Annotated in this window: 18 protein-coding genes and 1 tRNA gene; 8 read left to right on the forward strand and 11 right to left on the reverse strand. The window is 65.2% G+C overall.

Going from position 1 to position 22,299, the window contains the following annotated elements:
• Positions 1–7 precede the first annotated feature (7 nt).
• The 3 genes from eutC to eat are packed head-to-tail and all read right to left on the reverse strand — an operon-like array spanning position 8 to position 3,605.
• The gene (gene eutC, locus VA599_RS16025) at positions 8–808 is read right to left on the reverse strand and encodes an ethanolamine ammonia-lyase subunit EutC (RefSeq protein WP_346789478.1); all 801 of its coding nucleotides are present in this window, start codon (positions 806–808) and stop codon (positions 8–10) included.
• Positions 805–2,187: an ethanolamine ammonia-lyase subunit EutB gene (locus tag VA599_RS16030; protein ID WP_346789479.1), complete on the reverse strand. Its 1,383-nt coding sequence runs from the start codon at positions 2,185–2,187 to the stop codon at positions 805–807. Before VA599_RS16030 ends, eutC begins: the two co-directional genes overlap by 4 nt.
• Positions 2,184–3,605 carry an ethanolamine permease gene (eat, locus tag VA599_RS16035; protein ID WP_346789480.1) on the reverse strand — a complete coding sequence of 474 codons (1,422 nt, stop codon included), beginning with the start codon at positions 3,603–3,605 and terminating at the stop codon, positions 2,184–2,186. The genes VA599_RS16030 and eat overlap by 4 nt, the downstream gene beginning before the upstream one ends.
• A gap of 185 nt (positions 3,606–3,790) precedes the next feature.
• Between eat and aroC the strand changes: the two genes are divergently transcribed.
• Positions 3,791–4,891, forward strand: a complete 1,101-nt coding sequence (gene aroC / locus VA599_RS16040; RefSeq protein ID WP_104946341.1) for a chorismate synthase — start codon at positions 3,791–3,793, stop codon at positions 4,889–4,891.
• A 55-nt stretch (positions 4,892–4,946) separates the two neighbouring features.
• Positions 4,947–6,371: an EAL and HDOD domain-containing protein gene (locus VA599_RS16045; RefSeq protein ID WP_021476938.1), complete on the forward strand. Its 1,425-nt coding sequence runs from the start codon at positions 4,947–4,949 to the stop codon at positions 6,369–6,371.
• Between the two features lie 83 nt (positions 6,372–6,454).
• On the opposite strand, the gene VA599_RS16050 is transcribed toward VA599_RS16045, so the two are convergent.
• Together VA599_RS16050 and VA599_RS16055 are read right to left on the reverse strand one after the other, a co-directional pair.
• On the reverse strand, positions 6,455–7,474 hold the full coding sequence (locus tag VA599_RS16050; protein WP_031296314.1) for an HD domain-containing phosphohydrolase: 1,020 nt from the start codon (positions 7,472–7,474) through the stop codon (positions 6,455–6,457).
• 3 nt (positions 7,475–7,477) lie between these two features.
• Positions 7,478–11,644 (reverse strand): response regulator, encoded by a 4,167-nt coding sequence (locus VA599_RS16055; protein ID WP_346789482.1) that lies wholly within the window; start codon positions 11,642–11,644, stop codon positions 7,478–7,480.
• Between the two features lie 347 nt (positions 11,645–11,991).
• Here VA599_RS16055 and VA599_RS16060 point away from each other — a divergent pair, with 347 nt between their 5' ends.
• The 5 genes from VA599_RS16060 to VA599_RS16080 all read left to right on the forward strand — a co-directional run bounded on the left by VA599_RS16060 (position 11,992) and on the right by VA599_RS16080 (position 15,986).
• Positions 11,992–12,183 carry a hypothetical protein gene (locus VA599_RS16060; protein WP_346789483.1) on the forward strand — a complete coding sequence of 64 codons (192 nt, stop codon included), beginning with the start codon at positions 11,992–11,994 and terminating at the stop codon, positions 12,181–12,183.
• Positions 12,184–12,509: 326 nt separating this feature from the next.
• Positions 12,510–13,226 (forward strand): ABC transporter permease, encoded by a 717-nt coding sequence (locus VA599_RS16065; RefSeq protein ID WP_021476941.1) that lies wholly within the window; start codon positions 12,510–12,512, stop codon positions 13,224–13,226.
• A gap of 26 nt (positions 13,227–13,252) precedes the next feature.
• Positions 13,253–14,182 (forward strand): glycine betaine ABC transporter substrate-binding protein, encoded by a 930-nt coding sequence (locus VA599_RS16070; RefSeq protein ID WP_346789484.1) that lies wholly within the window; start codon positions 13,253–13,255, stop codon positions 14,180–14,182.
• Positions 14,182–14,841, forward strand: coding sequence for an ABC transporter permease (locus VA599_RS16075; protein WP_429838795.1), 660 nt, complete (start codon positions 14,182–14,184; stop codon positions 14,839–14,841). Before VA599_RS16070 ends, VA599_RS16075 begins: the two co-directional genes overlap by 1 nt.
• The gene (locus VA599_RS16080) at positions 14,841–15,986 is read left to right on the forward strand and encodes an osmoprotectant ABC transporter ATP-binding protein OsmV (RefSeq protein WP_021476944.1); all 1,146 of its coding nucleotides are present in this window, start codon (positions 14,841–14,843) and stop codon (positions 15,984–15,986) included. Before VA599_RS16075 ends, VA599_RS16080 begins: the two co-directional genes overlap by 1 nt.
• A gap of 190 nt (positions 15,987–16,176) precedes the next feature.
• Here the strand turns inward: VA599_RS16080 and VA599_RS16085 are convergent.
• The 6 genes from VA599_RS16085 to apbC all read right to left on the reverse strand — a co-directional run bounded on the left by VA599_RS16085 (position 16,177) and on the right by apbC (position 20,734).
• Positions 16,177–16,266 (reverse strand) — tRNA-Ser (locus tag VA599_RS16085).
• 120 nt (positions 16,267–16,386) lie between these two features.
• On the reverse strand, positions 16,387–17,622 hold the full coding sequence (locus VA599_RS16090; RefSeq protein WP_021476945.1) for a dicarboxylate/amino acid:cation symporter: 1,236 nt from the start codon (positions 17,620–17,622) through the stop codon (positions 16,387–16,389).
• 395 nt (positions 17,623–18,017) lie between these two features.
• A complete protein-coding gene (locus tag VA599_RS16095) occupies positions 18,018–18,296 on the reverse strand; it encodes a barstar family protein (RefSeq protein ID WP_021476946.1) in 279 nt (92 codons plus the stop codon).
• Positions 18,287–18,730, reverse strand: a complete 444-nt coding sequence (locus tag VA599_RS16100) for a ribonuclease domain-containing protein (RefSeq protein ID WP_031296317.1) — start codon at positions 18,728–18,730, stop codon at positions 18,287–18,289. Before VA599_RS16100 ends, VA599_RS16095 begins: the two co-directional genes overlap by 10 nt.
• 64 nt (positions 18,731–18,794) lie before the next feature.
• The gene (gene murI, locus VA599_RS16105; protein ID WP_231151599.1) at positions 18,795–19,574 is read right to left on the reverse strand and encodes a glutamate racemase; all 780 of its coding nucleotides are present in this window, start codon (positions 19,572–19,574) and stop codon (positions 18,795–18,797) included.
• An 8-nt stretch (positions 19,575–19,582) separates the two neighbouring features.
• Positions 19,583–20,734: an iron-sulfur cluster carrier protein ApbC gene (gene apbC, locus VA599_RS16110; RefSeq protein WP_346789485.1), complete on the reverse strand. Its 1,152-nt coding sequence runs from the start codon at positions 20,732–20,734 to the stop codon at positions 19,583–19,585.
• Between the two features lie 272 nt (positions 20,735–21,006).
• Here apbC and VA599_RS16115 point away from each other — a divergent pair, with 272 nt between their 5' ends.
• A complete protein-coding gene (locus VA599_RS16115) occupies positions 21,007–22,266 on the forward strand; it encodes an MFS transporter (RefSeq protein WP_346789486.1) in 1,260 nt (419 codons plus the stop codon).
• Positions 22,267–22,299 lie beyond the last annotated feature (33 nt).

Raw genomic sequence — 22,299 nt, forward strand, 5'->3', positions numbered from 1 at the left:
CAGGCTTTTAGCTCTTGATCAAGTTAGCCTGCCTCTCCAACAGCGCCGCCCAGCGCGGATCGGTTGCGCTGCCGTCCTTCAGTCCCACCCCGGTAGCCTGGCGCAGCGCGGCGTCTATCAGCCAGGCCAGCTTGAAGGCCGCCAGCGGATAGGGCAGGCCGTCCGGCCGCACATTGGAAATGCAGTTGCGCTCAGCGTCGCTGCGGCCGGCGCGCGGCGCGGCGGTCAGGTACAGGCCCAGGCTGTCCGGCGAGCTCAAGCCTGGCCGCTCGCCTATCAGCATCGCCGTCATTCTTGCGCCCATGATTTCCCCGGCTTCGTCGCCCAGCGCCACCCGCGCCTCGCGCGCGATCAGCAGCGGGCCAACGCGCAAGCCCATCTTCCCCACCCGCGGCAGCAGCTCGCGCAGTAGCGGAACCGCGTGCTGGGCCGGCGCGCGCGAGGACAGGCCGTCGGCGATGAGGATCAGCAGATCGCAGTCCTTGTCGGCTTCCGCCAGCAGTAGTTCGCGGCTGGCTTCGTCCAGCTTGCGGCCCAGATCCGGCCGCTGCAGGTATTCGGCGCGGCTGCCGGCGGCGCTGTGGATGTCGATGACGCGATGGCCGTCGGCCGCGAGTTCGCCGGCCAGCGCGGCGGCGTCCAGCGGCGTGTGCACCGCGTCGCGCGCCTGGGCGTGAGCCAGCGCGAAGCGCAGCGTTTCCCTGCACGGCAGGCTGCTGCCGGCTCGACCCAGCGCGATGCGGGCGGCGGTGAGGCGGGACAGCTCGCTCCAGCCGTCCTCGGTGATGGGATTTTGCTTTTCTTTCACGCCACGCCCTCCATCAGCGCCAGCAGCCGCTGGCGCTTGTCCTGCGGCAGGAGCCTGCCGCCGCGGGTGATCTCCATCGTCTCCAGCCAGTCCTCGAACTCCGGCGCGCGCTTCAGGCCCAGCGCATTGCGCAGATAGAGCGCGTCGTGGAAGGAGGTGCTCTGGTAGCCCAGCATGATGTCGTCGGCGCCGGGCACGCCGATGATGAAGTGCACGCCAGCCGCGCCCAGCAGCGTCAGCAGCGCATCCATGTCGTCCTGGTCGGCCTCGGCGTGGTTGGTGTAGCAGATGTCGCAACCCATCGGCAAGCCCAGCAGCTTGCCGCAGAAATGGTCTTCCAGCCCGGCGCGGATGATTTGCTTGCCGTTGTACAGATACTCCGGGCCGATGAAGCCGACCACGGTGTTGACCAGCAGCGGCGAGTAGCGGCGCGCCACCGCGTAGGCGCGCGCCTCGCAGGTCTGCTGGTCCACGCCCCAGTGGGCGTTGGCGGACAGCGCGCTGCCCTGGCCAGTCTCGAAATACATCACGTTGTTTCCCACCGTGCCGCGCTTCAGCTCCCGCGCCGCCTGGTGCGCTTCGTCCAGCACGGCGAGGCTGACGCCGAAGCCGGCGTTGGCTTTCTCGGTGCCGGCTATCGACTGGAATACCAGGTCCACCGGCGCGCCCCGGCGGATCAAGTCCAGCGTGCTGGTGACGTGGGTGAGCACGCAGCTTTGGGTGGGGATGGCGTAACGCTGGCGCACTTCGTCAAGCAAGGTCAGCAGGGCGCGGATGTCGTCGGGGCTGTCGCCGGCTGGGTTGATGCCGATCACCGCGTCGCCGGCGCCGTAGAGCAGGCCGTCCAGCGTGGCGGCGGCGATGGCGCGCGCGTCGTCAGCCGGATGGTTGGGCTGCAGCCGCACGCCCATCCGTCCCGACAGGCCCTGGGTGTTGCGGAAGGCGGTGACGACGCGGCATTTCTTCGCCGCCTGCACCAGGTCCTGGTTGCGCATCAGCTTGGACACGGCCGCAGCCATTTCCGGGGTAAGGCCGGGGGCCAGCGCCGCCAGCGTTTCCGCGGTGGCGGCGTCGGACAGCAGCCAATCGCGCAGGCCGCCCACGGTCAGGTGGGAGACGGCGGCGAAGGCGGCGGCGTCGTGGCCGTCCAGAATCAGCCGGGTGACTTCGTCTTCCTCGTACGGGATCAGCGCCTGGTTGAGAAAGACAGTCAGCGGCAGGTCGGCCAGGCACATTTGCGCCGCCACCCGCTCCTCGGCGCTGGCGGCGGCGACGCCGGCCAGCTGGTCGCCGGAGCGTAGTGGGCTGGCGCGCGCCATCAGCGTTTTCAGGTCGGCGAAGCGGTAGGTCCGCGGGCCTATGGCGATGGCGTGGCTCATGTTTGGCTCCGGATGGTGGGGGAGGGCTGGGCGGCAATCTCGGCCGAACCTTGCAGCTGAGCGTCGACGCCGGCTTCGGCGCGCTGGCGGGCGGTGGCGAGGAAGTACAGGTAGCCGGAGGCCAGCATCGCGGCGAAGATGCCGGCCAGCAGCCGGTTGTAATAGACCATGGCGATCAGGCAGATCAGCGAACAGCCCAGCGCCAGCGCCGGCAGCCACGGATAAGCGGGCGCGGAGAACGGCCGGAGCAGCGCCGGCTCGCGGCCGCGCAGCCGGAACAGCGCCAGCATCGACACGATGTACATGACGATGGCGCCGAACACCGACAGCGTGACGATGTTGGCGGTCAGCGGCTGGCCGGCGATCTGCACCAGATCGTCGCTGAAGATGGCGACGATGCCGACCGCGCCGCCGGCCAGAATCGCCCGGTGCGGCGTCTTGAAGCGCGGATGGATGGCGGCCAGCGCGCGAGGCAGGTAGCCGGCCCGCGCCAGCGCGAAGATCTGCCGCGAATAGCCCATGATGATGCCGTGGAACGACGCCACCAGGCCGAACAGGCCCAGCCACACCAGCATGTGCAGCCAGCCGCTGTGCTCGCCGACGATCAGCTTCATCGCCTGCGGCAGCGGGTCGTTGATATTGGCCAGCCGGCTCCAGTCGCCGGCGCCGCCGGCCATGACCATCACGCCGAAGGCCAGCGCCACCAGGGTGAGGATGCCGGCGATGTAGGCGCGCGGGATGGTGCGGGCCGGGTCTTTGGCCTCTTCTGCGGCCATCGCCGCGCCCTCTATCGCCAGGAAGAACCAGATCGCGAACGGCAGGGCGGCGAACATGCCGCCGACGGCGCCCCAATGGAAGGCGTCCTGTCCGGCCCAGCCGTGGCGCATGAAGTTGTCCCAGCTGAAGCCGGGGGCCACCACGCCCATGAACACCAGCAGTTCGAAGATGGCCAGCAGCGTGACCGCCAGTTCGAACATCGCGGCGATGCCGACCCCGGCGATGTTCAGCGCCATGAACGCCAGATAGGCGCCGCAAGCGGTCCATTTGGGCGCCAGCGACGGAAATTGCACATTGAGGTAGGCGCCGATGGCCAGCGCGATGGCCGGCGGCGCGAACACGAATTCGCACAGCGTGGCGAAACCGGCGATGAAGCCGCCCAGCGGGCCGAAGGCGCGGCGGGCGTAGGCGAAGGGCCCGCCGGCGTGCGGAATGGCGGTGGTCAGCTCGGTGAAGCTGAAGATGAAGGCGGCGTACATCAGCGCGACGAACAGCGTGGCGCACAGAAAGCCCAGCGTGCCGGCCTGCGCCCAGCCGTAGCTCCAGCCGAAGTATTCGCCGGAAATCACCAGCCCCACGGCGATGCCCCATAGTTGCCAGCCGCCGAGCTTGCGCGCGAGGCCGGGTGTCGATGCGTTCATGGCAGACTCCTGTCCGATTGGATGGCCTTCCCGTCGGGAAGGGCGGGCATTCCCGCATCGCCCGTTTATGCAAAAAGAATGCCAGCGTCCGCTGCCGATTTCAATGCGCGCCGCAGCATGGCTGCTTGCTGCGCGCGCCATGCTAGAATCGATGACGATACGCAATCAGCGGCAGGGGAAAGCAGATGTCAGGCAGCAGCATGGGACGATTGTTTACGGTGACTTCCTTCGGCGAGAGCCACGGGCCGGGCATAGGCTGCGTGGTGGACGGTTGTCCGCCGGGACTGGCCTTGACCGAGGCGGACATCCAGGCGGAGCTGGACCGCCGCAAGCCGGGCACCAGCCGCCACGTGACTCAGCGCCGCGAGCCGGACACCGTGGAAATCCTGTCCGGCGTCTACGAGGGCAAGACTACCGGCACGCCCATCGCGCTGCTGATCCGCAACACTGACCAGCGCAGCAAGGACTACGGCAATATCGCCGAGACTTTCCGCCCCGGCCACGCCGATTACTGCTATTGGCATAAATACGGCACCCGCGATCCGCGCGGCGGCGGCCGCTCCTCGGCGCGCGAGACCGCGGTGCGCGTCGCGGCCGGCGCCATCGCCAAGAAGTGGTTGAGCGAAAAATACGGCATCGTCATTCGCGGCCACATGACCCAGATCGGCGAGGTGGCCATTCCGTTCAAGAGCTGGGAGCATGTGGGCGGCAATCCCTTCTTCAGCGCCGATCCGGACATCGTTCCGCGGCTGGAGGAATATATGGACTCCATCCGCAAGAGCCTGGATTCCATCGGCGCGCGGCTGCGCGTGGTGGCCGACAATGTGCCGGTGGGCTGGGGCGAGCCGGTGTTCGACCGACTGGACGCCGACATCGCCTACGCGATGATGAGCATCAACGCGGTCAAGGGCGTGGAGATCGGCGCCGGCTTCGGCTGCGTGGCCCAGCGCGGCAGCGAGCATGGCGACGAACTGACGCCGCAAGGCTTCGCCAGCAACCACGCCGGCGGCGTGCTGGGCGGCATCTCCACCGGCCAGCAGATCGACGTATCGATCGCGATCAAACCGACGTCGTCCATCGCCCAGCCGCGCCGCTCGATCAACAAGCAAGGCGAGGCGATAACGATGGAAACCCACGGCCGCCACGATCCCTGCGTCGGCATCCGCGCCACGCCGATCGCCGAGGCGATGCTGGCCTTGGTGCTGATCGACCATGCCTTGCGCCACCGCGCGCAATGCGGCGATGTGCGGGTGGAAACGCCGAGAATTGCGGGTCATATCGGCTAGAATGCACATATACCGGCCGGGCGGCTCGAGGCCAGTTCAACCCTGGGATGACACCATGCTGAAAAATCTGATAGATGGATTGGCCGGACGTCTGAAGAAGAACGCGCATGAGGAAGAGGCCCCGCATCAGGACGCGAGGCCGGAGCCGCCCGATACCATCATCTCCCCGCCGGAGGAGGAAGAGCCGGCCGATCTGCCCGCCACGCTGGGCTTCGTGTCCCACCAGCCGGTGATGGACCGCCAGCAGCGCGTGGTCGCCTATGATTTCTTCGTCCGCCAGGGCAAGCGCAACATCGAGGCCGGCAAACAGCAGGAGTTCGACCGGCTGCTGCTGGCCACGCTGCACAATATGGACATCTTCCGGCTGCTGGCCTACCGCCGCGCCTTCGTCCACATCGCGATGACCTCGCTCGACGACCCGCAGCTGCGCGGCATGCCGGCGGGCAGCGTGATCTTCGTGCTGGAGCCGCTGCCGGGCATGGAGGTGGCGGAGCACATGCTGCGCCAGCTGGACGAGCTGCAGAAGCTTGGCCTGCGCTTCGCGCTGGAGCCCGCCGCCTACGACCAGAACATGCTGAGTCCGGGATTGCAGGCCGATCTGTTCAGCCGGGTGGATTTCATGGTGCTGGATTTCGCCGGCCCGTCCACCCGGGTGCTGGCGCCCATCCTGGATCAGCTGCCCAAACGTTATCCGGGGGCGCGCTGGATGGCGCGCAACGTCGGCACCGCAGAGGACATGGACGTTTGCCTGCGCGGACCTGGCAACAACCGGTTCGCCTTGTTCCACGGCCCCTTCGTCACCACCGCCCATGCGCTGGAAGGCGGCAAGGTGGACACCAACCAGACCCGCGTGCTGCAGATCATGCGCCTGCTGCGCACAAGCGCCGATCCCAAGGAGGTGGAAGCCCAATTCAAGCTGGACTCGGTGCTGCTGTTCAAGCTGCTGCGCTTCATCAATTCGCCGATACACGGCCTGTCGCGCAAGGTGCAGACAATAGAGGAAACTCTGCTGCTGCTGGGGCGGGAGACGCTGTTCAAATGGCTGTCCATGCTGCTGTTCACCTCGCGCAAGGAGGACGGCACCGCGATCTCGCTGATGGAGAAGTCGTTGATCCGCGCCCGCTTCATGGAGAAGCTGGGCGGCTATCGCGGCAACAAGCTGGAGGCCGAGCACCTGTTCCTGACCGGGATGTTCTCGCTGCTGGACGTGCTGCTCAATGTTCCCTTTCCGGATGTGCTGGATCCGCTGGAGCTGCCGCTGACGGTAAGGGAGGCGGTGGTGGAGGGCAAGGGCATCTTCTCGCCGCACCTGTCGCTGGCGATGGCTTGCGAGCAGGGCGACAACGCGCAGATCGAGGCGCTGGCCAGGGTGCTGGACTTCGATCTGGACCTGGCCAACCAGTATTACCTGGATTCGGTGGTGTGGGCTCAGGTGGTGCTGCGCGACAGCGAGGTGCACAACAACGTCGAGGCGGTTTAGCGCCGCCGGCCGCGCTTCGCGAGCGTTCGGACCGCTGGGCGCGGCAAGGCCAGGCGCTTCCGGGCGCCGCGCGGCGGCTCTCGTCAGAACAGCATCAGCACGTCGTGCTCCGCCTGTTGGGAGAGATCTCCCCATATTTCCTTGATTTCCAGCAGCTTGGGCAGCGCGGCGTCGAAGACTTCAACCAGCCTGGGCTCGAAATGGACGCCGCTGCCCTGGCGCAGCGTGGCCAGCGCCTTTTCCATCGGCCAGGCATCCTTGTAGGGACGGCGCATCGTCAGCGCGTCGAACACGTCGGCCAGCGAAATGATGCGCGCCGATTCGGGAATGGCCTCTCCGGCCAGTCCGTCAGGATAGCCGCTGCCGTCCCATTTCTCATGGTGATACAGCGCGATTTCCGCCGCCAGTCTGAAGACCGGCGCTTCGCTGCGGATCAGGATGTCGTAGCCGATGCGGGTATGGGTCTTCATGATTTCCCATTCTTCCGGCGTCAGCGGGCCGGGCTTGCGCAGGATGGCGTCCGGTATGCCCAGTTTGCCGGTGTCGTGCATGGGCGCGGCCAGCTCCAGCAGATGGCAGGAGGGCGCGTCCCAGCCGCTGGTCGAGGCCAGCATCGCCGAATAGCCCGCCATCCGCCAGATGTGGACGCCGGTGTCGGTATCGTTGAAGTGGCCGGCCTGGCCCAGCATGTAGATCGCGTCACGGTGGCTTTTCTCCAGCTGGGTGGCCTGAACCAGCGATAGATGGGTGCGTACCCGCGCCTGCACGATGGATGGCGAAACCGGCTTGACCAGATAGTCCACCGCGCCGGCGTCGAAACCGGCTGCTTCGTTGCCGATTTCCGCCAACGAGGTGACGAAGATCACCGGGGTGGCGGAGGATTGCGGATCTTTCTTGAGGCGGCGGCAAACCTCATAGCCGTCCATGTCCGGCATCTGGATGTCTAGCAGCACCAGCGAGGGCCGGTGCTTGGCGGCCGCCGCCAGCGCTTCGGCGCCGTTGCGGGCGAAGACCAGCGGGTATTGCGGCGCCAGCACCTGGCGCATCGCGGCCAGGTTTTGCGGTTCGTCGTCGACAACGAGCAAGGGAGGGGAGGGCTGCATGTTTCACTGTTCCTGGGAAAGGCCCAGCGTTTTGGCCAGGGCATGGGTGGCGGCTTCTCCGCCGCGGAAATCGAAGTTCTCCGCCGCGTCGCGCAGCGGCGCGACCTGCTGATCTGACAGCAGGGCGGCCAATTGGGCGAGAACGGGCTCCACCGCGGCGGGATCGTCCCGGTTGAAGGCCTGCAGCGCCTGCAGAAGCAATGGCTTCAACTGTTCGGCGTCGACGGCGGTGGCGCTTGCGCTTGCGCTTGCGGTTTCGCCGGCCTGCGTCGCCGGCGCGTAGCGCGAAATGGAGTCCAGCGCCCGTACCAGCGCGGTGCGTAAAGCGTCCAACGCCGGGCCGGGGTCGCTGCCGGCCAGCAGCCGATTCTCCACGTCGGCGGCGCGCGCCGACACCTCGTCCAGCGCCAGATTGCCTGCGGCGCCTTTCAGCTTGTGGGCCAGCGCCTGCGCGACAACCTTGCCGGCCAGGCGCATGGTGGACGCGCTGTCGCCGTAGTCGCGAGCGAACTTGCGCAGGTATTGCCGGTATACGTCGGCGTCGCGCCAGATCTGCAACCCGCGCGAAATCGCCAGTCCGGGCAGGTCCGATTGCAGCGTCGCCTGGCTGGCAGAGGGCTCGCCCGTCGGCGCGGTGGTTCGGCGCCCAACCAGCCGGCGCAGCTGACCGATGGCGATTTCGACATCGAACGGTTTGGCGATGTAGTCGCTCATGCCCGCTTCGCGCGCGGCGTCCTGCTGCGCCTGGAAGGCGCCGGCGGTCAGCGCCACCACCGGCAGGTGGGCTAGCGCCGGGGTGGCGCGGATTTGCCGCGTCGCTTCGTAGCCGTCCATCACCGGCATTTGCACATCCATCAACACGATGTCCACCTCGCCGCCGTGCAGCAGCAGCCAGTCGAGCGCTTCGCGTCCGTCATTGGCCAAAGACACCACGGCGCCTTCGTCCTCGAAAATGCGCTGCGCCACTTCGCGGTTGATGTCGCTGTCGTCCACCACCAGCAGCTTCAAGCCATGCAGCCGGCCGGCATGCTGCGCCGGCGGCGGGATCTGCGGCGCGGCCTGCTGCGGCCGCAGCGCGCGGGCGACGGCGTTGTACAACCCTGACGGCGTTACCGGCTTGTTCAGCACCTCGGTCACCGTGTCGGCGGCGGGTTCGGCCAGCAGGATCTCGCGAGAGTAGGCGGTGGCCATCAGGATGATGGGCATGCGTTTGCCGCGGCAGGCCAGGCGGATGCCCTGCGCCGCCTCCAGGCCGTCCATGCCCGGCATTTTCCAGTCCAGGATCACCACGTCGACCGCCTGGTTCCCGCCCAGCGCGGCGATCACCTGGTCCACCGCCTGCTGGCCGGAGTCGACGGCCAGCGTTTTCCAGCCGAGTTCGTTGGCGGTGACGCCCAGCGTCTCGCGCGCGATGGGGTTGTCGTCGGCGATCAACACATTGAGATTGGCCATTTCCGGCGAGGACAGCCTGACGCCCTGCTCGCGGGGAAGGCGCAGCGTGAACCAGAAAGTGCTGCCGCGGCCAGGCTCGCTGTCCAGGCCGATCTCGCCGCCCATCAGCGCCACCAGCCGCTGGCTGATGGCCAATCCCAGGCCGGTGCCGCCGAAGCGGCGGGTGGTGGAGGCGTCGGCCTGGGTGAAGGGCCGGAACAGTTCGCGCTGCTTGGATTGGGCGATGCCGATGCCGGTATCTTCCACCGCGAAACGCAGCCGCACTTGCTTCGGCCGGACCTCCAGCGGCTGGATGGTGACTTTGACGTGGCCCTGCTCGGTGAATTTGATCGCGTTGCTGGTCAGGTTGATCAGCACTTGCTCCAGCCTGAGCGCGTCGCCGCGCAGATAGTCGATGTCAGACGGCGGCGGCGCGATAATCAGTTCGACATCGCGGTTGCCGACATTGGTGCTCATGATGGTGGAAAGGTTGTCCAGCACATCGGCGAGACGGAACGGAGCCCGTTCGATTTCCAGATTGCCGGCCTCGATCTTGGAGAAGTCGAGAATGTCGTTGATGATGGCCTGCAGCGAGCGGCCGGCAACGCGGATCTTGTGCACCAGATCCAGAGCCTCGGCCGGCAGGCCGTGTTTCTCCAGCAGATAAGCGAGGCCGAGCACGGCATTCATCGGCGTGCGGATTTCGTGGCTCATATTGGACAGGAAGTTGGCTTTGGCCCGGCTGCCGGCTTCGGCGGTTTCCTTGGCCTCGCGCAGCGTGGTTTCGACATTGTGCTGGATGGTGATGTCGCGATTGATGCCGGTGACGCGATACGGCCGATTGTCGTCGTCGAACTCGACCAACGCGCCGGCCTGGATGTGGCGGATTTTCCCGTCCGGCAGCACGATGCGGAATATCGGCGCATAAGTGCCGCGGCCGGCCACCGCGTCCATCAGCTCGCGTTCCACGGCATCCACGTCATCGGGGTGGAGGCGGTCGCGCCAGTGCCTGTAGGTCAGGCCTTCCTGATGCAATTCCGGCGGGAATTGGTACATGTCGAACATCCGCGTGTTCAGCGCCAGCGCATTGTCGGCCAGCCACCAGGTCCAGATGCCGAGTTCGGCGACTTCCGCCGCTTTGGCCAGTTGATCGCGGGCGCTCAGCAAGTCGCGCTGATATTGCAACTGGGCGGATATGTCGGCCGCCATGCCTAGAAAGCCCTGCAGGGCGCCGTCGTCGTCGCGCAGCTCGGTTATCGCGATCGATGTCGGGATGCGGCGGCCGTCGTTGGCGGTGACTGTCCACTCCTGTTGACTGGACTTGCCGCCGCGGGAGCGCGAGACCAGCGTTTCAAAGGCGTCTGTCTGCGGGGGCTGGTTTTCTTCGGCCTGTTGCCGCGCATGCCGCTCCAGCTCCGATGCGTCCAGCCAGTCGGTGATGCGGTGGCGGCCGACGACCTCGCCGGCATTTTCGCCCAGCAGCGCTTCCGCCGCCGGATTGAACAAGGTGATCAGACCGGACTGGTCGGTGGCGATGATGGCGTAGCTGGAGTCATTGAGGATGGCCTGCTGCAGCGCGACGTAACGGCGGATTTCCTGCGTGCGCTGCTGCACCTCGGTTTCCAGCGAGGCGTTCATCTCGCGGATCTGCTTGTGCAAGCGGTTGCGCTGGCGCTGGTACACCCAGGCAAGGGCCGCGACCAGCAGGCCGCCTAGGCACATCGCCAGCAGCGTGTCGCGGCGGGCGATGGCCACGGCGCCGCTGATGATGGATTCGGGCAGCGCCTCGGTGATGACCAGATGGCGTCCATCGTGTTTCTGCGGCGCCAGCGCCAACTGGCTGGTCACCGCATAGACTTCTCCCCTGGCGGATTGCAGGTGTTGCAGGCCGGCATGGCCGTCGAGGGGCGAAAGCGGCTGGAACTCGTCCTGCCAGCGCCAGCGCTTGCCGCGCTCCTTGCCGAAAGTCTTATTCGGGTCGGGATGGTCGAGGAAGTCGCCATCCTGATTGGAGATGTAGACGCGCACGTTTCGTTCACCGCTGCCCACCCGCAGATAGGACATCAGATGGCGGGCATCAAGATTGATGGACAGCACGGCGAACAGTTTTCCGTTGGCGGCATAGATAGGCGTAGCCAGTCTCAGCACTGGCAGCGGCGATTCTTTTTCCGCTTGACTGCGGTCCCGGCTGAGCCGGATGTCGGACAGATGGACCTCTCCTTGAGATAAGAGGATGGCCTGCTTGTAGTAGTCTGAGCCGGTTTTATGCTCCAGGGCCGATGGCGGCAGCTCGACCGGGCCGCCGCGGCCATTGACCACATGCACCAGTTCCAGGCCGTTATTGGCGGTGCCGATCAACCGCAATTGCAGCGTTTCCGGCGCGGTGGCGGCGTAGGCGCGGAAAATCGCCGCCAGCCGCCGCCGCCACAACTCGCCGGAGCTTTGCTCTTTGGCGTCGAAGTCGTTGTTCAGGCTGGCGCGGGCCAAGCCCGTCACCGGCGGCGTGTCGGCCAGGAAACGCACGCTCTGGCTGTAGCGCTCCAGGCTTTGGCTCAGTATTTCCAGCCGTAGTTGAACCAGCGAGGCCAGACGGTTGTGCATCGAGGTCAGCGCGCGCTCGCGCTCGTGCTCGCCGGCGATCCAGGTGACGGCCGCGGCCAGCAAGCCCCACAACAGCAGACCAAGCAATGCGATCCGCCTGTCGAAACCAAACAGTCTTTTTGACTGTGATTCTGTCATCACGGACTCCATTTCGGGCCCCTCTCTCGATGCGGGGGGCGTCTCATCCATTCAAGTTAGTTCATCGCATTGCCTTTTGGCATGAGCGTAGGTTCGAATTGGATGGTGTTTGGCCTTTAATCAAGACAAGTGGATGATTTCTAGTAGAAATACGGATGCGGGTTCAATCCGCCAGCCAAAGCTTCAGGACGAAAGGTTTGTCTTTGGGCTGCATATTCCTTCCGTCATTTCCTCATGGCTTGCGGGCCGGAAGGCGCTGGCCGCGTCCTTCGTCGAGGCGTACCGGGCTAGGGGCGGGCCGCGTCTGGGCCAGGCCTGCGGGCGTCTGGTCCATTCTGGGAAATAAAATGGAAAACGGAAACTCTGAAATTTTATTTTTAATGACAATGTATATTTTGCGCAGCTTGAGCGGAAGGCTGGGGAGGGCGGATGGGATTTGCCGCTCAGCCTTTGATGGCGAAGGCGGATTTCTTTTGTATCTCAAGGGATTTGGCGGATTTTCCGTAGAGCGGACTGCCAGTTCTGTTGCGAAGAAATAGCTCTTTATGGCTGGAAATTCATCAGCACGTTTGGATCAAATGTAATGTTTATCATGATGTTTTTTCTGCAATATCAAGATTATTATGGTGTTTTTGAATATTAGATTGTTTGCATGTTGATTTGCGCGATGTTATAGTGTTTGCGAAGTTCTTTGGCGCGCAACGCGCCACTCAATCTTCGGGCTCGTCCCGTTCCCGCGTTTCACGCACCTCGTATCCGGCTTGGCCGGATGTCTTGAAAATCTACTGGCAGCTCTCTGGTTGTCGCGATCATTACAGCGGATCGCCGACGGTTTTGTCGTCGCTATCCGCCAAGGAGGACGCAGATGCACAAAAGAGCGTTTGGCAAGCGCAGCATGATCTGGCTGATCCTGGCCGCCCTGGCGGCGGCGGGACTCTATTACGGCCTTGGCCCGGCCGTGTGGGCGGAATACCGCGAAGACCTGCTCTATCTGGGCGGGCGGCATCTCTATCTGGTTGGCGTATCGATGGCGCTGGCGTTGGCGGTGGGGCTGCCCAGCGGCATCCTGCTGAGCCGGCCGCGGCTGCGGCGCAGCGCCGAATCCTGGATGCAGATCTTCAATATCGGCAACACCTTGCCGCCGATGGCGGTGCTGGCCCTGGCCATGGTGATGGTGGGCATCGGCGACGCGCCGGCCATCGCCGCCTTGTTCCTGGCGTCGCTGCTGCCCATCGTGCGCAATGCCTATGCCGGCCTGGCCGGCTTGCCGCCCGCCATGCTGGAAGCGGCCGACGCGATCGGCATGACGCCGCGGCAGCGGCTGTGGCGGGTGGAGTTGCCCAATGCCCTGCCGGTGATCCTGTCCGGCGTGCGCGTCGCGCTGGCGTTGAATGTCGGCACCGCGCCGCTGGCCTTCCTGATCGGCGCCAGCAGCTACGGCGAGCTGATCTTCCCCGGCATCTACCTCAACAACCACACCGCCCTGCTGTTGGGCGCCGGCGGCACCGCGCTGATCGCGCTGGCGCTGGACCAATCGGTGGCGTTCGTCGGCCGTTTGGCCGCCGCGCGCGGCATCGCTTGAGCGCGGGCCCGCATGAAGGATTTCCAATGAAAATGATCGCGTCTTTTCGCAACTGGCTGACAGGCGCCTGCCTGGCTGCCGCGGCGCTGACATTGTTGTCAGCGCCGGCGGCGGCCGCAGGCCTGACGCTGGGCAGCAAGAACTTCACCGAGCAGCATCTGTTGTCCGAGCTGACCGCGCAGTATTTGCGAGGCAAGGGCTATCAAGTGGCGCAGAAGCAAGACCTCGCCACCGTTATCCTGCGCAATGCGATGGAGCACGGGCAGATCGATCTGGCCTGGGATTACACCGGCACCGGCCTGATCATCCATCACGGCATTCAGCAGAAAATGAGCAACGAGGAGGCTTACGCCACCGTCAAGCGCCTGGACGAGCCCAAGGGCCTGATCTGGCTGAACCCGGCGGCGCTCAACAACACCTACGCGCTGGCGATGAAGCGCAGCCGAGCCGAAGCCGAGGGCGTGCGCACGCTGTCGGACCTGGCGCGGGCAGTGAGCCGGAGCAATAGCGGCGACAAGCGCTGGCAGCTGGGTTTCGACATGGAGTTCGCCGGCCGCCCGGACGGCCTCAAGCCGCTGCAGCAACTGTACGGCATGGAGCTGGCGCGGCCGCAGATCCGGCAGATGGATTCCGGCCTGGTCTACAACGCCATCCGCGACGGCTTCGTCGACGCCGGCCTGGTTTACACCACCGATGGCCGGATCAAGGGTTTCGAACTGCTGGTGCTGCAGGATGACCTGAACTTCTTCCCGGCCTACGCGGCGACGCCGGTGGTGAGCAAGGCTGCGCTGGACCGCAACCCAGGCCTCGCCGACGACTTGAACCGGCTGGCCGCCCTGCTGGACAACGACACCATGTCGACGATGAACGCCGAGGTGGACATCCAGCATCGTCCGGTCAGGGAGGTGGCGGCCGAATTCCTGCGCAGCCGCGGCCTGGCGAAGGAGGGCGCGTGATGGAGACCCTGCTGGAAACCGTCCGCTACATGCTGGCCAACCTGTCCTATATCGGCGCGCTGGCCGGCCAGCACCTGACCCTGGTCGGCATCGCCGTCAGCCTTGCCGTCTTGCTGGGCGTGCCGCTGGGCATCGCCATCGTGCGTTTTCCCGCCGCCGCCGATGTGGTGTTGAGCCTGGCCACCGTGCTGCTGACCATCCCGGCTATCGCGCTGTTCGGCTTGATGATCCCGCTGTTCTCGCTGATCGGCCACGGCATCGGCGCGGTGCCGGCCGTCACCGCCGCGTTTCTTTATTCGTTGCTGCCCATCGTGCGCAACGCTCACGCGGCGCTGACGCATCTGGAGCCTGGCGTGCGCGAGGCGGGCCGCGGCATCGGCCTCACCTTTTGGCAGCGCCTGCGCTGGGTGGAGCTGCCGCTGGCGGTGCCGGTGATTTTCGGCGGCATCCGCACCGCGGTGGTGCTGAACATCGGCGTGATGGCGATCGCCGCCATCGTCGGGGCCGGCGGCCTGGGCACGCTGATCCTGCACGGCATCAGCCAGAGCGACATCCGCAAATTGATCGCCGGCGCCGTCGCCGTAAGCCTGCTCGCCGTAGCCATGGACTGGCTGCTGCTGCGCGCCCAGCGCGCGCTGACACCGAAAGGAATCCGTTGATGATAGAACTGCAAAATCTCTGCAAACAATTCACCCAAAAGAACGGCCAGGTTTTCAAGGCGGTGGACAATGTCAGCCTGAAAGTGGCCGAGGGCGAGATCTGCGTGCTGCTCGGCCCGTCCGGCTGCGGCAAGACCACCACCATGAAGATGATCAACCGCCTGATCGAGCCCACTTCCGGCAAGGTGCTGATCGGCGGCGAGGACACCGCCGGCATCGACACCGTGACGCTGCGCCGGCACATCGGCTACGTGATCCAGCAGATCGGCCTGTTTCCGAACATGACCATCGAGGAAAACATCATGGTGGTGCCGAGGATGCTGGGTTGGGACAAGAAGCGCTGCCGCGAGCGCGCCCGCGAGCTGATGCATATGGTGGCGCTGGACCCGGACCGTTTCCTGCAGCGCTACCCGCGCGAGATGTCGGGCGGGCAGCAGCAACGCATCGGCGTGATCCGCGCGCTGGCGGCCGACGCGCCGGTATTGCTGATGGACGAGCCGTTCGGCGCGGTGGACCCGATCAACCGCGAGCAAATCCAGAACGAATTCCTGCAGATGCAGCGCCAGCTGGGCAAGACGGTGATGCTGGTCAGCCACGACATCGACGAGGCGATCAAGCTGGGCGACCGCATCGCGGTGTTCCGCCAGGGGCGGATGGTGCAGTGCGCCGGTTCGGACGAAGTGCTGGCGCGCCCGGCCGATGATTTCGTCGCCAGCTTCGTCGGCCACGACCGCACGCTGAAGCGGCTGCTGCTGGTGAAGGCCGGCGAGGTGGCCGAGCAGCGGGAGACGCTGACCGCCCGGCTGGATACCCCGCTGTCCGCGGCCTACGGCATGATGGATGACGCCGATCTGCTGCATCTGACCGTGGTGGATGCGTCCGGCGAGCCGCTGGGCTTCGTCAAGCGGCGAGACGCCAAGTCCGGCGGCGTCGGCCGCTGCCGCGACAAGATCAATAGAATCGAAGTGACGGCTGGCGTCGGCGAGAACCTGCGCGTCGTGCTGTCGCGCCTGTACGAGCACAATCTCACCTGGATGCCGGTGGTGGACGAGGCCGGCCGTTATTGCGGCGAGGTGTCGCAGGACTACATCGCCGATTATCTGCATTCGGGTCGCACCCGAAGAAAGGGCGTCGCGCTGGCGTGATGTTGTCGTAGATTGGTCAAAAGGCGCGTATTCGCGCCTTTTTTGTTGCGCTGAGTTTGGGGTGGGGCGTGCGGGCGGCGATTTGGGAGGGTATGAGCATTCGGATGGCGGCATCCGGAGCGGATGGTCATGTATTTGTAGAAGGCAACAAAAAAGCCCTTGATTGCTCAAGGGCTTGATTGCGTTCTACTGGCGGAGAGGGAGGGATTCGAACCCTCGGTACGCTCGCACGTACGCCTGATTTCGAGTCAGGTACATTCGACCACTCTGCCACCTCTCCGGTGTCAGTCGAGGAGCGCATTATGTCCGTGCGAGCCTGAACTGTCAATAGTTTCTTGCAGTTTCCGCTCATGAAAAACGCCACCGCGAAGGGTGGCGTTGGCGTGGGGGAGGAAGCGGCTCAGTGGCGCTTCAGCTCGCCTTCCCACTTGGCGACCACGGCGGTGGCGACGGAGTTGCCCACCACGTTGGTGGCGGAGCGGCCCATGTCCAGGAAGTGGTCGATGCCCAGCAGCAGCAGCAGGCCGGCTTCCGGGATGTTGAACTGCGCCAGAGTGGCGGCGATCACCACCAGCGACGCGCGCGGCACGCCGGCCATGCCCTTGGAGGTCAGCATCAGGATCAGCAGCATCGAGATTTCCTGGGCCAGCGTCAGATCGATGCCGTAAGCCTGGGCGATGAAGATCACCGCGAAGGTGCAGTACATCATCGAGCCGTCCAGGTTGAACGAATAGCCCATCGGCAGCACGAAGCTGGCGATCTTGTTGGACACGCCGAAGCGTTCCAGCTGTTCCAGGGTTTTCGGATAGGCGGCTTCCGAGCTGGCGGTGGTGAACGACAGCAGCAGCGGCTCCTTGATCATGCCCATCAGGTGCAAGAGGCGCGGGCCGACGATCAGCACGCCGACGGCGATCAGCAGCACCCACAGAATGCCGATGGACAGATAGAACTGGGCCATGAACTTGCCGTAGGTGCCGAGAATGGACAGGCCTTCCTTGGCTACGGTGGCGGCGATGGCGCCGAACACCGCCAGCGGGGCGAAGTTCATCACGTAGCTGGTGACCTTCAGCATCACGTGGGCGACGACGTCGATCACGTCGATCAGCGCCTTGGAGCGCTCGCCGAGAGCGGCCATCGCGCTGCCGAAGAACACCGAGAAGATCACGATTTGCAGAATTTCGTTGTTGGCCATCGCCTCGAACACGCTCTTGGGAATGGCGTGGGTGACGAAGTCCTTCAGCGAAATGGCACCGGCCTTGATGCCGGAGTCGGCGTGCATGTCGGGCAGCGGCAGGTTCAGCGCCACGCCCGGCTTCAGGATGTTGACCATGATCAGGCCCAGGGTCAGCGACGCCAGCGAGGCGCAGATGAACCAGCCCATGGTCTTGCCGCCGATGCGGCCCACCGATTTGGCGTCGCCCATCTTGGCGATGCCGACCACCAGCGTGGAGATCACCAGCGGGGCGATGATCATCTTGATCAGCCGCAGGAAGATGTCGGTGAGGATGGACATGCCGTCGACGAAGGATTTGATCGCGGCGGCGTCATCGCCGGCGTGTTGGCGGAAGAGGTAGCCTACGAGGATGCCCAGCAGCATCCCGACCAGAATCAAGGCCGTGAGTTTTTTAGACTTCATTCAGTTGTTCCTGCCTGTTCTTGAGACGTTTTCAAACGAGCGTCGCATTTTCATGACATGACATGCGGCTTAATGGAGGGAGTCATGTGTGCGTGCCGTGTGTCCGGCATGTTTCGCCATGTAGCGGCCGGGCTACTTTGTTGTTTTTAGCCCGTTTTCAGGGACTTGTACCTGTTGTTGTCCGACAGGAGCAGCCGGCTGAAGGTTAGCGATTATAGAGTGTTAGTACGAGGTTGTCTTGACGGGATTTCGACAATTGCGGTTCGAATTCGAATATTTCGCAATGATCTTAAAGACTTAAGAATTCCATGATGCGCTAAAGAAGCGCATCGCATGGCGAGGGCTGCCGCGTTGATGCCGTTCGTGTAGCGCGGCGACAACGCGGCGGGCGGGGATCAGTGGTGGATGTCGAGGGTGACGTCGCCTCGCTCTTCGGCGACGGTTTGCAGAATTTCCAGCACGGTGGCGTAGACATCCTGGCCCAGTCCGCGGCGGGCTTCCTCGGTATCGCGCCAAAGCAACTCGAACGGGCCGGCCACATCGTTGGCCAGGCTGTCATACAGCGCGTCCAGGTTGCGGCCGAAATGGGCGGGCAGCGACAGCTGGCGCTCCAGCTCGTCGTAGAACTGCTCCAGGCTGCGGATATGGCGCAGCTCGCATACTTTTACTTGCATGGCGCGACCTCGATGAAGCTGTTGTAGTGATCGACGGTGACGAAGCGCTGGCCCTGGCGGCTGAACAGCAGGCGCTTGGCGCCGCGCTTGCCGCCAGTGTAGCCCAGGTCGGCTTCTTGCCATTGGCCGGCAGGCAGGCGCTTTTCGTAATTGCCGAAGCGGTCGCCGCCCATGGACTTGCCCTGCAGGCCGGGCGCAGTCCACAGGCTGCGTCCCGGCTTCCAGCCGGCGGCCTGGGCCTGGCGCTTGGTGACGAACTTGTCCGGCAGCCGGCCATCGCGGTTGAGGCTTTGCAGCATGTCGCCCAGCTCGGCCACGTCCAACTGGCGGGAAGCCTGCAGATTGACTTTGGCGGCGACGTCGCGACAGGAGGGCGCGGCCAGCGCGGGGAGGCTCAGCGCCGACAGCAGCAGTAACAGCAATCTTGTTTTCATGATGAAACCTGAGGCAAAGGGTTGCCGCGCCATTCTAGCGTCGCGGCGGCGGGGGGAGAAGCGCTCAATCCAGCGGCTGCGACTCCACCGGGTAAGGGCGGCCGATCAGCTGCGGCAGCCGCAGCGCCATCTCGCCGGCGTCGGCCGAGGTGGTGATGAAGCGGTAGTAGCGGTCGCCCTGGCTGTCGCAGCCGTGCTGGCGCAGCAGGTCGCCGACGCGGCGGGCGATGGCCTCGGCCGGGTCGTACAGCTGGATGCCGTCGCCGGTGACCTCGCGGATCAGCGGCTCGAGAAACGGGTAGTGGGTGCAGCCCAGCGCGATGTGGTCGATGTTTTCGCCCATCAGCGGTTCCACCACGCTGCGCACCAGCGCGCGGGTGCGTTCGCTGGACAGCTCGCCCGCCTCCACCTGTTCCACCCAGCCGTGGCCGGCGCGGCGCAGCACGTCCACGCCGTCGGCATGGTCGTCCAGCAACGTTTTCACGCGCGCGCTGGCCAGCGTGTACTCGGTGGCCAGCACCGCGATGCGGCCGGTGCGGCTCATCGCGGCGGCGGGCTTGATCGCCGGCTCGATGCCTACGATGGGCAGCGACAGCTCGGCGCGCAACGCGGCGATGGCGGCGGTGGTGGCGGTGTTGCAGGCCACCACCAGGATGGTCGCGCCCTGGCTGACCAGGTAATGCCCCACCTTCAGCGCCCGGGCGATGATCTCGTCGCGGCTGCGCGGGCCATAGGGGCAATAGGCCTGGTCGGCCAGATAGGTGATCGGCCAGTCGGGCAGGGCGGCGCGCACCGCGCGCCACACCGACAGCCCGCCCAGGCCGGAATCGTACATTGCGATCATGCTGCGGCTCAGTTGTTCTGGATCACGATCTTGGGGAACTTGCCGGAGAAGTCCTGAGCCTTTTCTCCCACCTTCACCGCCACGCGGCGGGCGATGGCGCGGTACAGTTCGGCCGGTTTGCCCGCCGGATCGGCCGCGACGCTGGGCTTGCCTTCGTCCGCCGCCAGGCGGATGGCCAGATCCAGCGGCAGCGAGCCCAGCAGGTCCACGCCGAAGTCCTGCGCCATCCTGGCCGCGCCGCCTTCGCCGAAGATGTGCTCGGCGTGGCCGCAGTTGGAGCAGACGTGGATCGCCATGTTTTCCACCAGCCCCAGGATGGGCACGCCCACCTTCTGGAACATGGTGACGCCCTTGCGAGCGTCCAGCAGGGCGATGTCCTGCGGGGTGGTGACGATCAGCGCGCCGGTGACCGGCACCTTTTGCGATAGCGTCAGTTGCACGTCGCCGGTGCCCGGCGGCATGTCGATCACCAGATAGTCCAGATCGTCCCAGCGGGTATCGTTCAGCAGCTGCTGCAGCGCCTGGCTGACCATCGGGCCGCGCCACACCATCGCCTGATCAGCGTCCACCAGGTAGCCGATGGACATGGTCTGCACGCCGTGATTGGACAGTGGCGTCAGCTTGCCCTCGACCGATTCCGGACGCTGGCCCTGCAAGCCCATCATCAGCGGTTGCGACGGGCCGTAGATGTCCGCGTCCAGAAGGCCGACGCGCGCGCCTTCGTCCGCCAGCGCCAGAGCCAGGTTGGCTGCGGTGGTGGACTTGCCGACGCCGCCCTTGCCGGAGGCGACGGCGATCACGTTCTTCACGCCGGGCAGCAGCGGCACCCCGCGCTGGGCGGAGTGGCTGGCGATCTGGCTGCTCACCGCCACCTTGACGGCGCGGCCTTCGGCCAGCGGCGCCAGCGCCGCTTCGAACTGCCGGCGGACGGCGTCGAATTGGCTCTTGGCCGGGTAGGCCAGCACCACGTCCAGGCTGATCTCGGCGTCGCCGCACTTGAGGTTCTTGACGTTTTTGGCCGCTACGTAGCTTTTGCCGGTATTGGCGTCGATCAGCGGCTTCAGGGTATCGAGGATCTGGTTTTCGAGCTGTGCCATGGTTTCGTTCTGGGTGGCCCGGTCGGCTTGGCCGCCGAACAGGCGGGTGAGTTTGGAGAACATGCGAGGTTCCGGATGGATATTTCCGACAATTTTAATCGGATTTTGTCTCGGGCGCATCGCGCTCCGCGATGTCCGCATCTTACTCCTGCGGGCTTCCATCGGTCAGGGAATTTATTGTGTATCAGGGCTTGGTTTATAAGTTTTTTTTGATAAAAGTCTTTGAAAAGCGTAGTATTACCGGTTCTTTACGCAATGCGCGACGCTTGCGTTCCAAGGCTCGGCCCCGTCAGGCCGCGGGCCCTGCTCTTTGATCGAAAGGCTTTCTCCGCTTTATGCAGTCCAAACACGCCAAGCTTACCTGGGCCAATCTGCTGTTCCCGCTGGCCCTGGTCCTGTTCGAATTCGCCGTCTACATCTGCAACGACATGGTGCAGCCCGCCATGCTGGCGGTGACCCGCGAGTTTCTGGTCGACGCCTCCTGGGCGCCGACGTCGATGACCGCTTTCCTGATCGGCGGCGCGCTGCTGCCGTGGCTGACCGGCCCGCTGTCCGACCGCATCGGCCGCCGTCCGGTGCTGCTGTTCGGCGTCGCTTACTTCACCATCGCCTGCCTGGCCACCTATCTGGTGAGCTCGATCGAAGCCTTCATCGCGCTGCGCCTGCTGCAGGGCGTGGGCCTGTGCTTCATCAACGCGGTCGGCTACGCCTCGCTGCAGGAATCGTTTGAAGAAAGCGCCGCGGTGCGCGTGACCGCGCTGATGGCCAATGTGGCGCTGATCGCGCCGCTGGTCGGCCCGCTGGCCGGCGCGGCGTTGCTGGAGCTGGCGCCGTGGCGCAGCGGCTTCCTGTTCATCGCCGGCCTGTCTTTCCTGGCGTTGATCGGCCTGTACCTGCGGATGCCGGAAACCGTAGCGCCCAGCCATGAGAAGCTGCCGCTGTCCAGCATGGGCCGCGACTACCTGAAGGTGTTCGGCCACAGCCGCTTCGTGCTGGCTGCGCTGTGCATTCCCCTGCTGGCGCTGCCGCTGATGGGCTGGATCGCGCTGTCGCCGGTGCTGCTGGTGCGCGACTTGCACATGAGCACTGTCGAGTACGGCCTGATGCAGCTCCCGGTGTTCGGCGGCCTGATCGCCGGCAACCTGGCGCTGGCCGTGATCGCAGACCGCTGGCCGCTGGGCCGCTCCGCGCTGGTTGGCATGTGGCCTATCGTCGGCGGCCTGGCCGTGATGGTGGGCGGCGTGCTGTTCTCGTCCGTGCCACAGTACTGGATGGTGGCCGGCATGAGCCTGATGGCTTTCGGCGAAGGCCTGGCTTTCGGCGTGCTGTACCGCTTCGCGCTGATGTCCTGCGATCTGGCCGGCCGCGGCACCATTTCCGCCAGCATGAGCATGATCTCGATGGCCGGCTACGCGGTGGGCATCGAGCTGTTCCGCCAGGTGTACCAGGCTAGCGGCCTAACCGGTTTCGCGGTGCTGTCGCTGTGCTTCTCGCTGGCCTATGTGCTGCTGGGCCGCAAGATGGTGGGCATCGCGATGGCCGAGCGCGCCGCGCCGGCGGAACGACAGGGCGAATTGGCTGGCCAGAGCGCCTGATCCGTCCGTTTAGACCATCACAAGCCCGGCCGC

Source organism: Chromobacterium indicum, assembly GCF_039708975.1.
In the GTDB taxonomy this organism is placed as follows: Bacteria; Pseudomonadota; Gammaproteobacteria; order Burkholderiales; family Chromobacteriaceae; genus Chromobacterium; species Chromobacterium piscinae.

Coding starts and splice junctions, on each gene's coding strand:
- VA599_RS16030 (WP_346789479.1), bottom strand. CDS start 2,187: ATGAGCCACGCCATCGCCATAGGCCCGCGGACCTACCGCTTCGCCGAC.
- eat (WP_346789480.1), bottom strand. CDS start 3,605: ATGAACGCATCGACACCCGGCCTCGCGCGCAAGCTCGGCGGCTGGCAA.
- aroC (WP_104946341.1), top strand. CDS start 3,791: ATGTCAGGCAGCAGCATGGGACGATTGTTTACGGTGACTTCCTTCGGC.
- VA599_RS16045 (WP_021476938.1), top strand. CDS start 4,947: ATGCTGAAAAATCTGATAGATGGATTGGCCGGACGTCTGAAGAAGAAC.
- VA599_RS16050 (WP_031296314.1), bottom strand. CDS start 7,474: ATGCAGCCCTCCCCTCCCTTGCTCGTTGTCGACGACGAACCGCAAAAC.
- VA599_RS16055 (WP_346789482.1), bottom strand. CDS start 11,644: ATGACAGAATCACAGTCAAAAAGACTGTTTGGTTTCGACAGGCGGATC.
- VA599_RS16060 (WP_346789483.1), top strand. CDS start 11,992: ATGGAAAACGGAAACTCTGAAATTTTATTTTTAATGACAATGTATATT.
- VA599_RS16065 (WP_021476941.1), top strand. CDS start 12,510: ATGCACAAAAGAGCGTTTGGCAAGCGCAGCATGATCTGGCTGATCCTG.
- VA599_RS16070 (WP_346789484.1), top strand. CDS start 13,253: ATGAAAATGATCGCGTCTTTTCGCAACTGGCTGACAGGCGCCTGCCTG.
- VA599_RS16075 (WP_429838795.1), top strand. CDS start 14,182: ATGGAGACCCTGCTGGAAACCGTCCGCTACATGCTGGCCAACCTGTCC.
- VA599_RS16080 (WP_021476944.1), top strand. CDS start 14,841: ATGATAGAACTGCAAAATCTCTGCAAACAATTCACCCAAAAGAACGGC.
- VA599_RS16090 (WP_021476945.1), bottom strand. CDS start 17,622: ATGAAGTCTAAAAAACTCACGGCCTTGATTCTGGTCGGGATGCTGCTG.
- VA599_RS16095 (WP_021476946.1), bottom strand. CDS start 18,296: ATGCAAGTAAAAGTATGCGAGCTGCGCCATATCCGCAGCCTGGAGCAG.
- VA599_RS16100 (WP_031296317.1), bottom strand. CDS start 18,730: ATGAAAACAAGATTGCTGTTACTGCTGCTGTCGGCGCTGAGCCTCCCC.
- murI (WP_231151599.1), bottom strand. CDS start 19,574: ATGATCGCAATGTACGATTCCGGCCTGGGCGGGCTGTCGGTGTGGCGC.
- apbC (WP_346789485.1), bottom strand. CDS start 20,734: ATGTTCTCCAAACTCACCCGCCTGTTCGGCGGCCAAGCCGACCGGGCC.
- VA599_RS16115 (WP_346789486.1), top strand. CDS start 21,007: ATGCAGTCCAAACACGCCAAGCTTACCTGGGCCAATCTGCTGTTCCCG.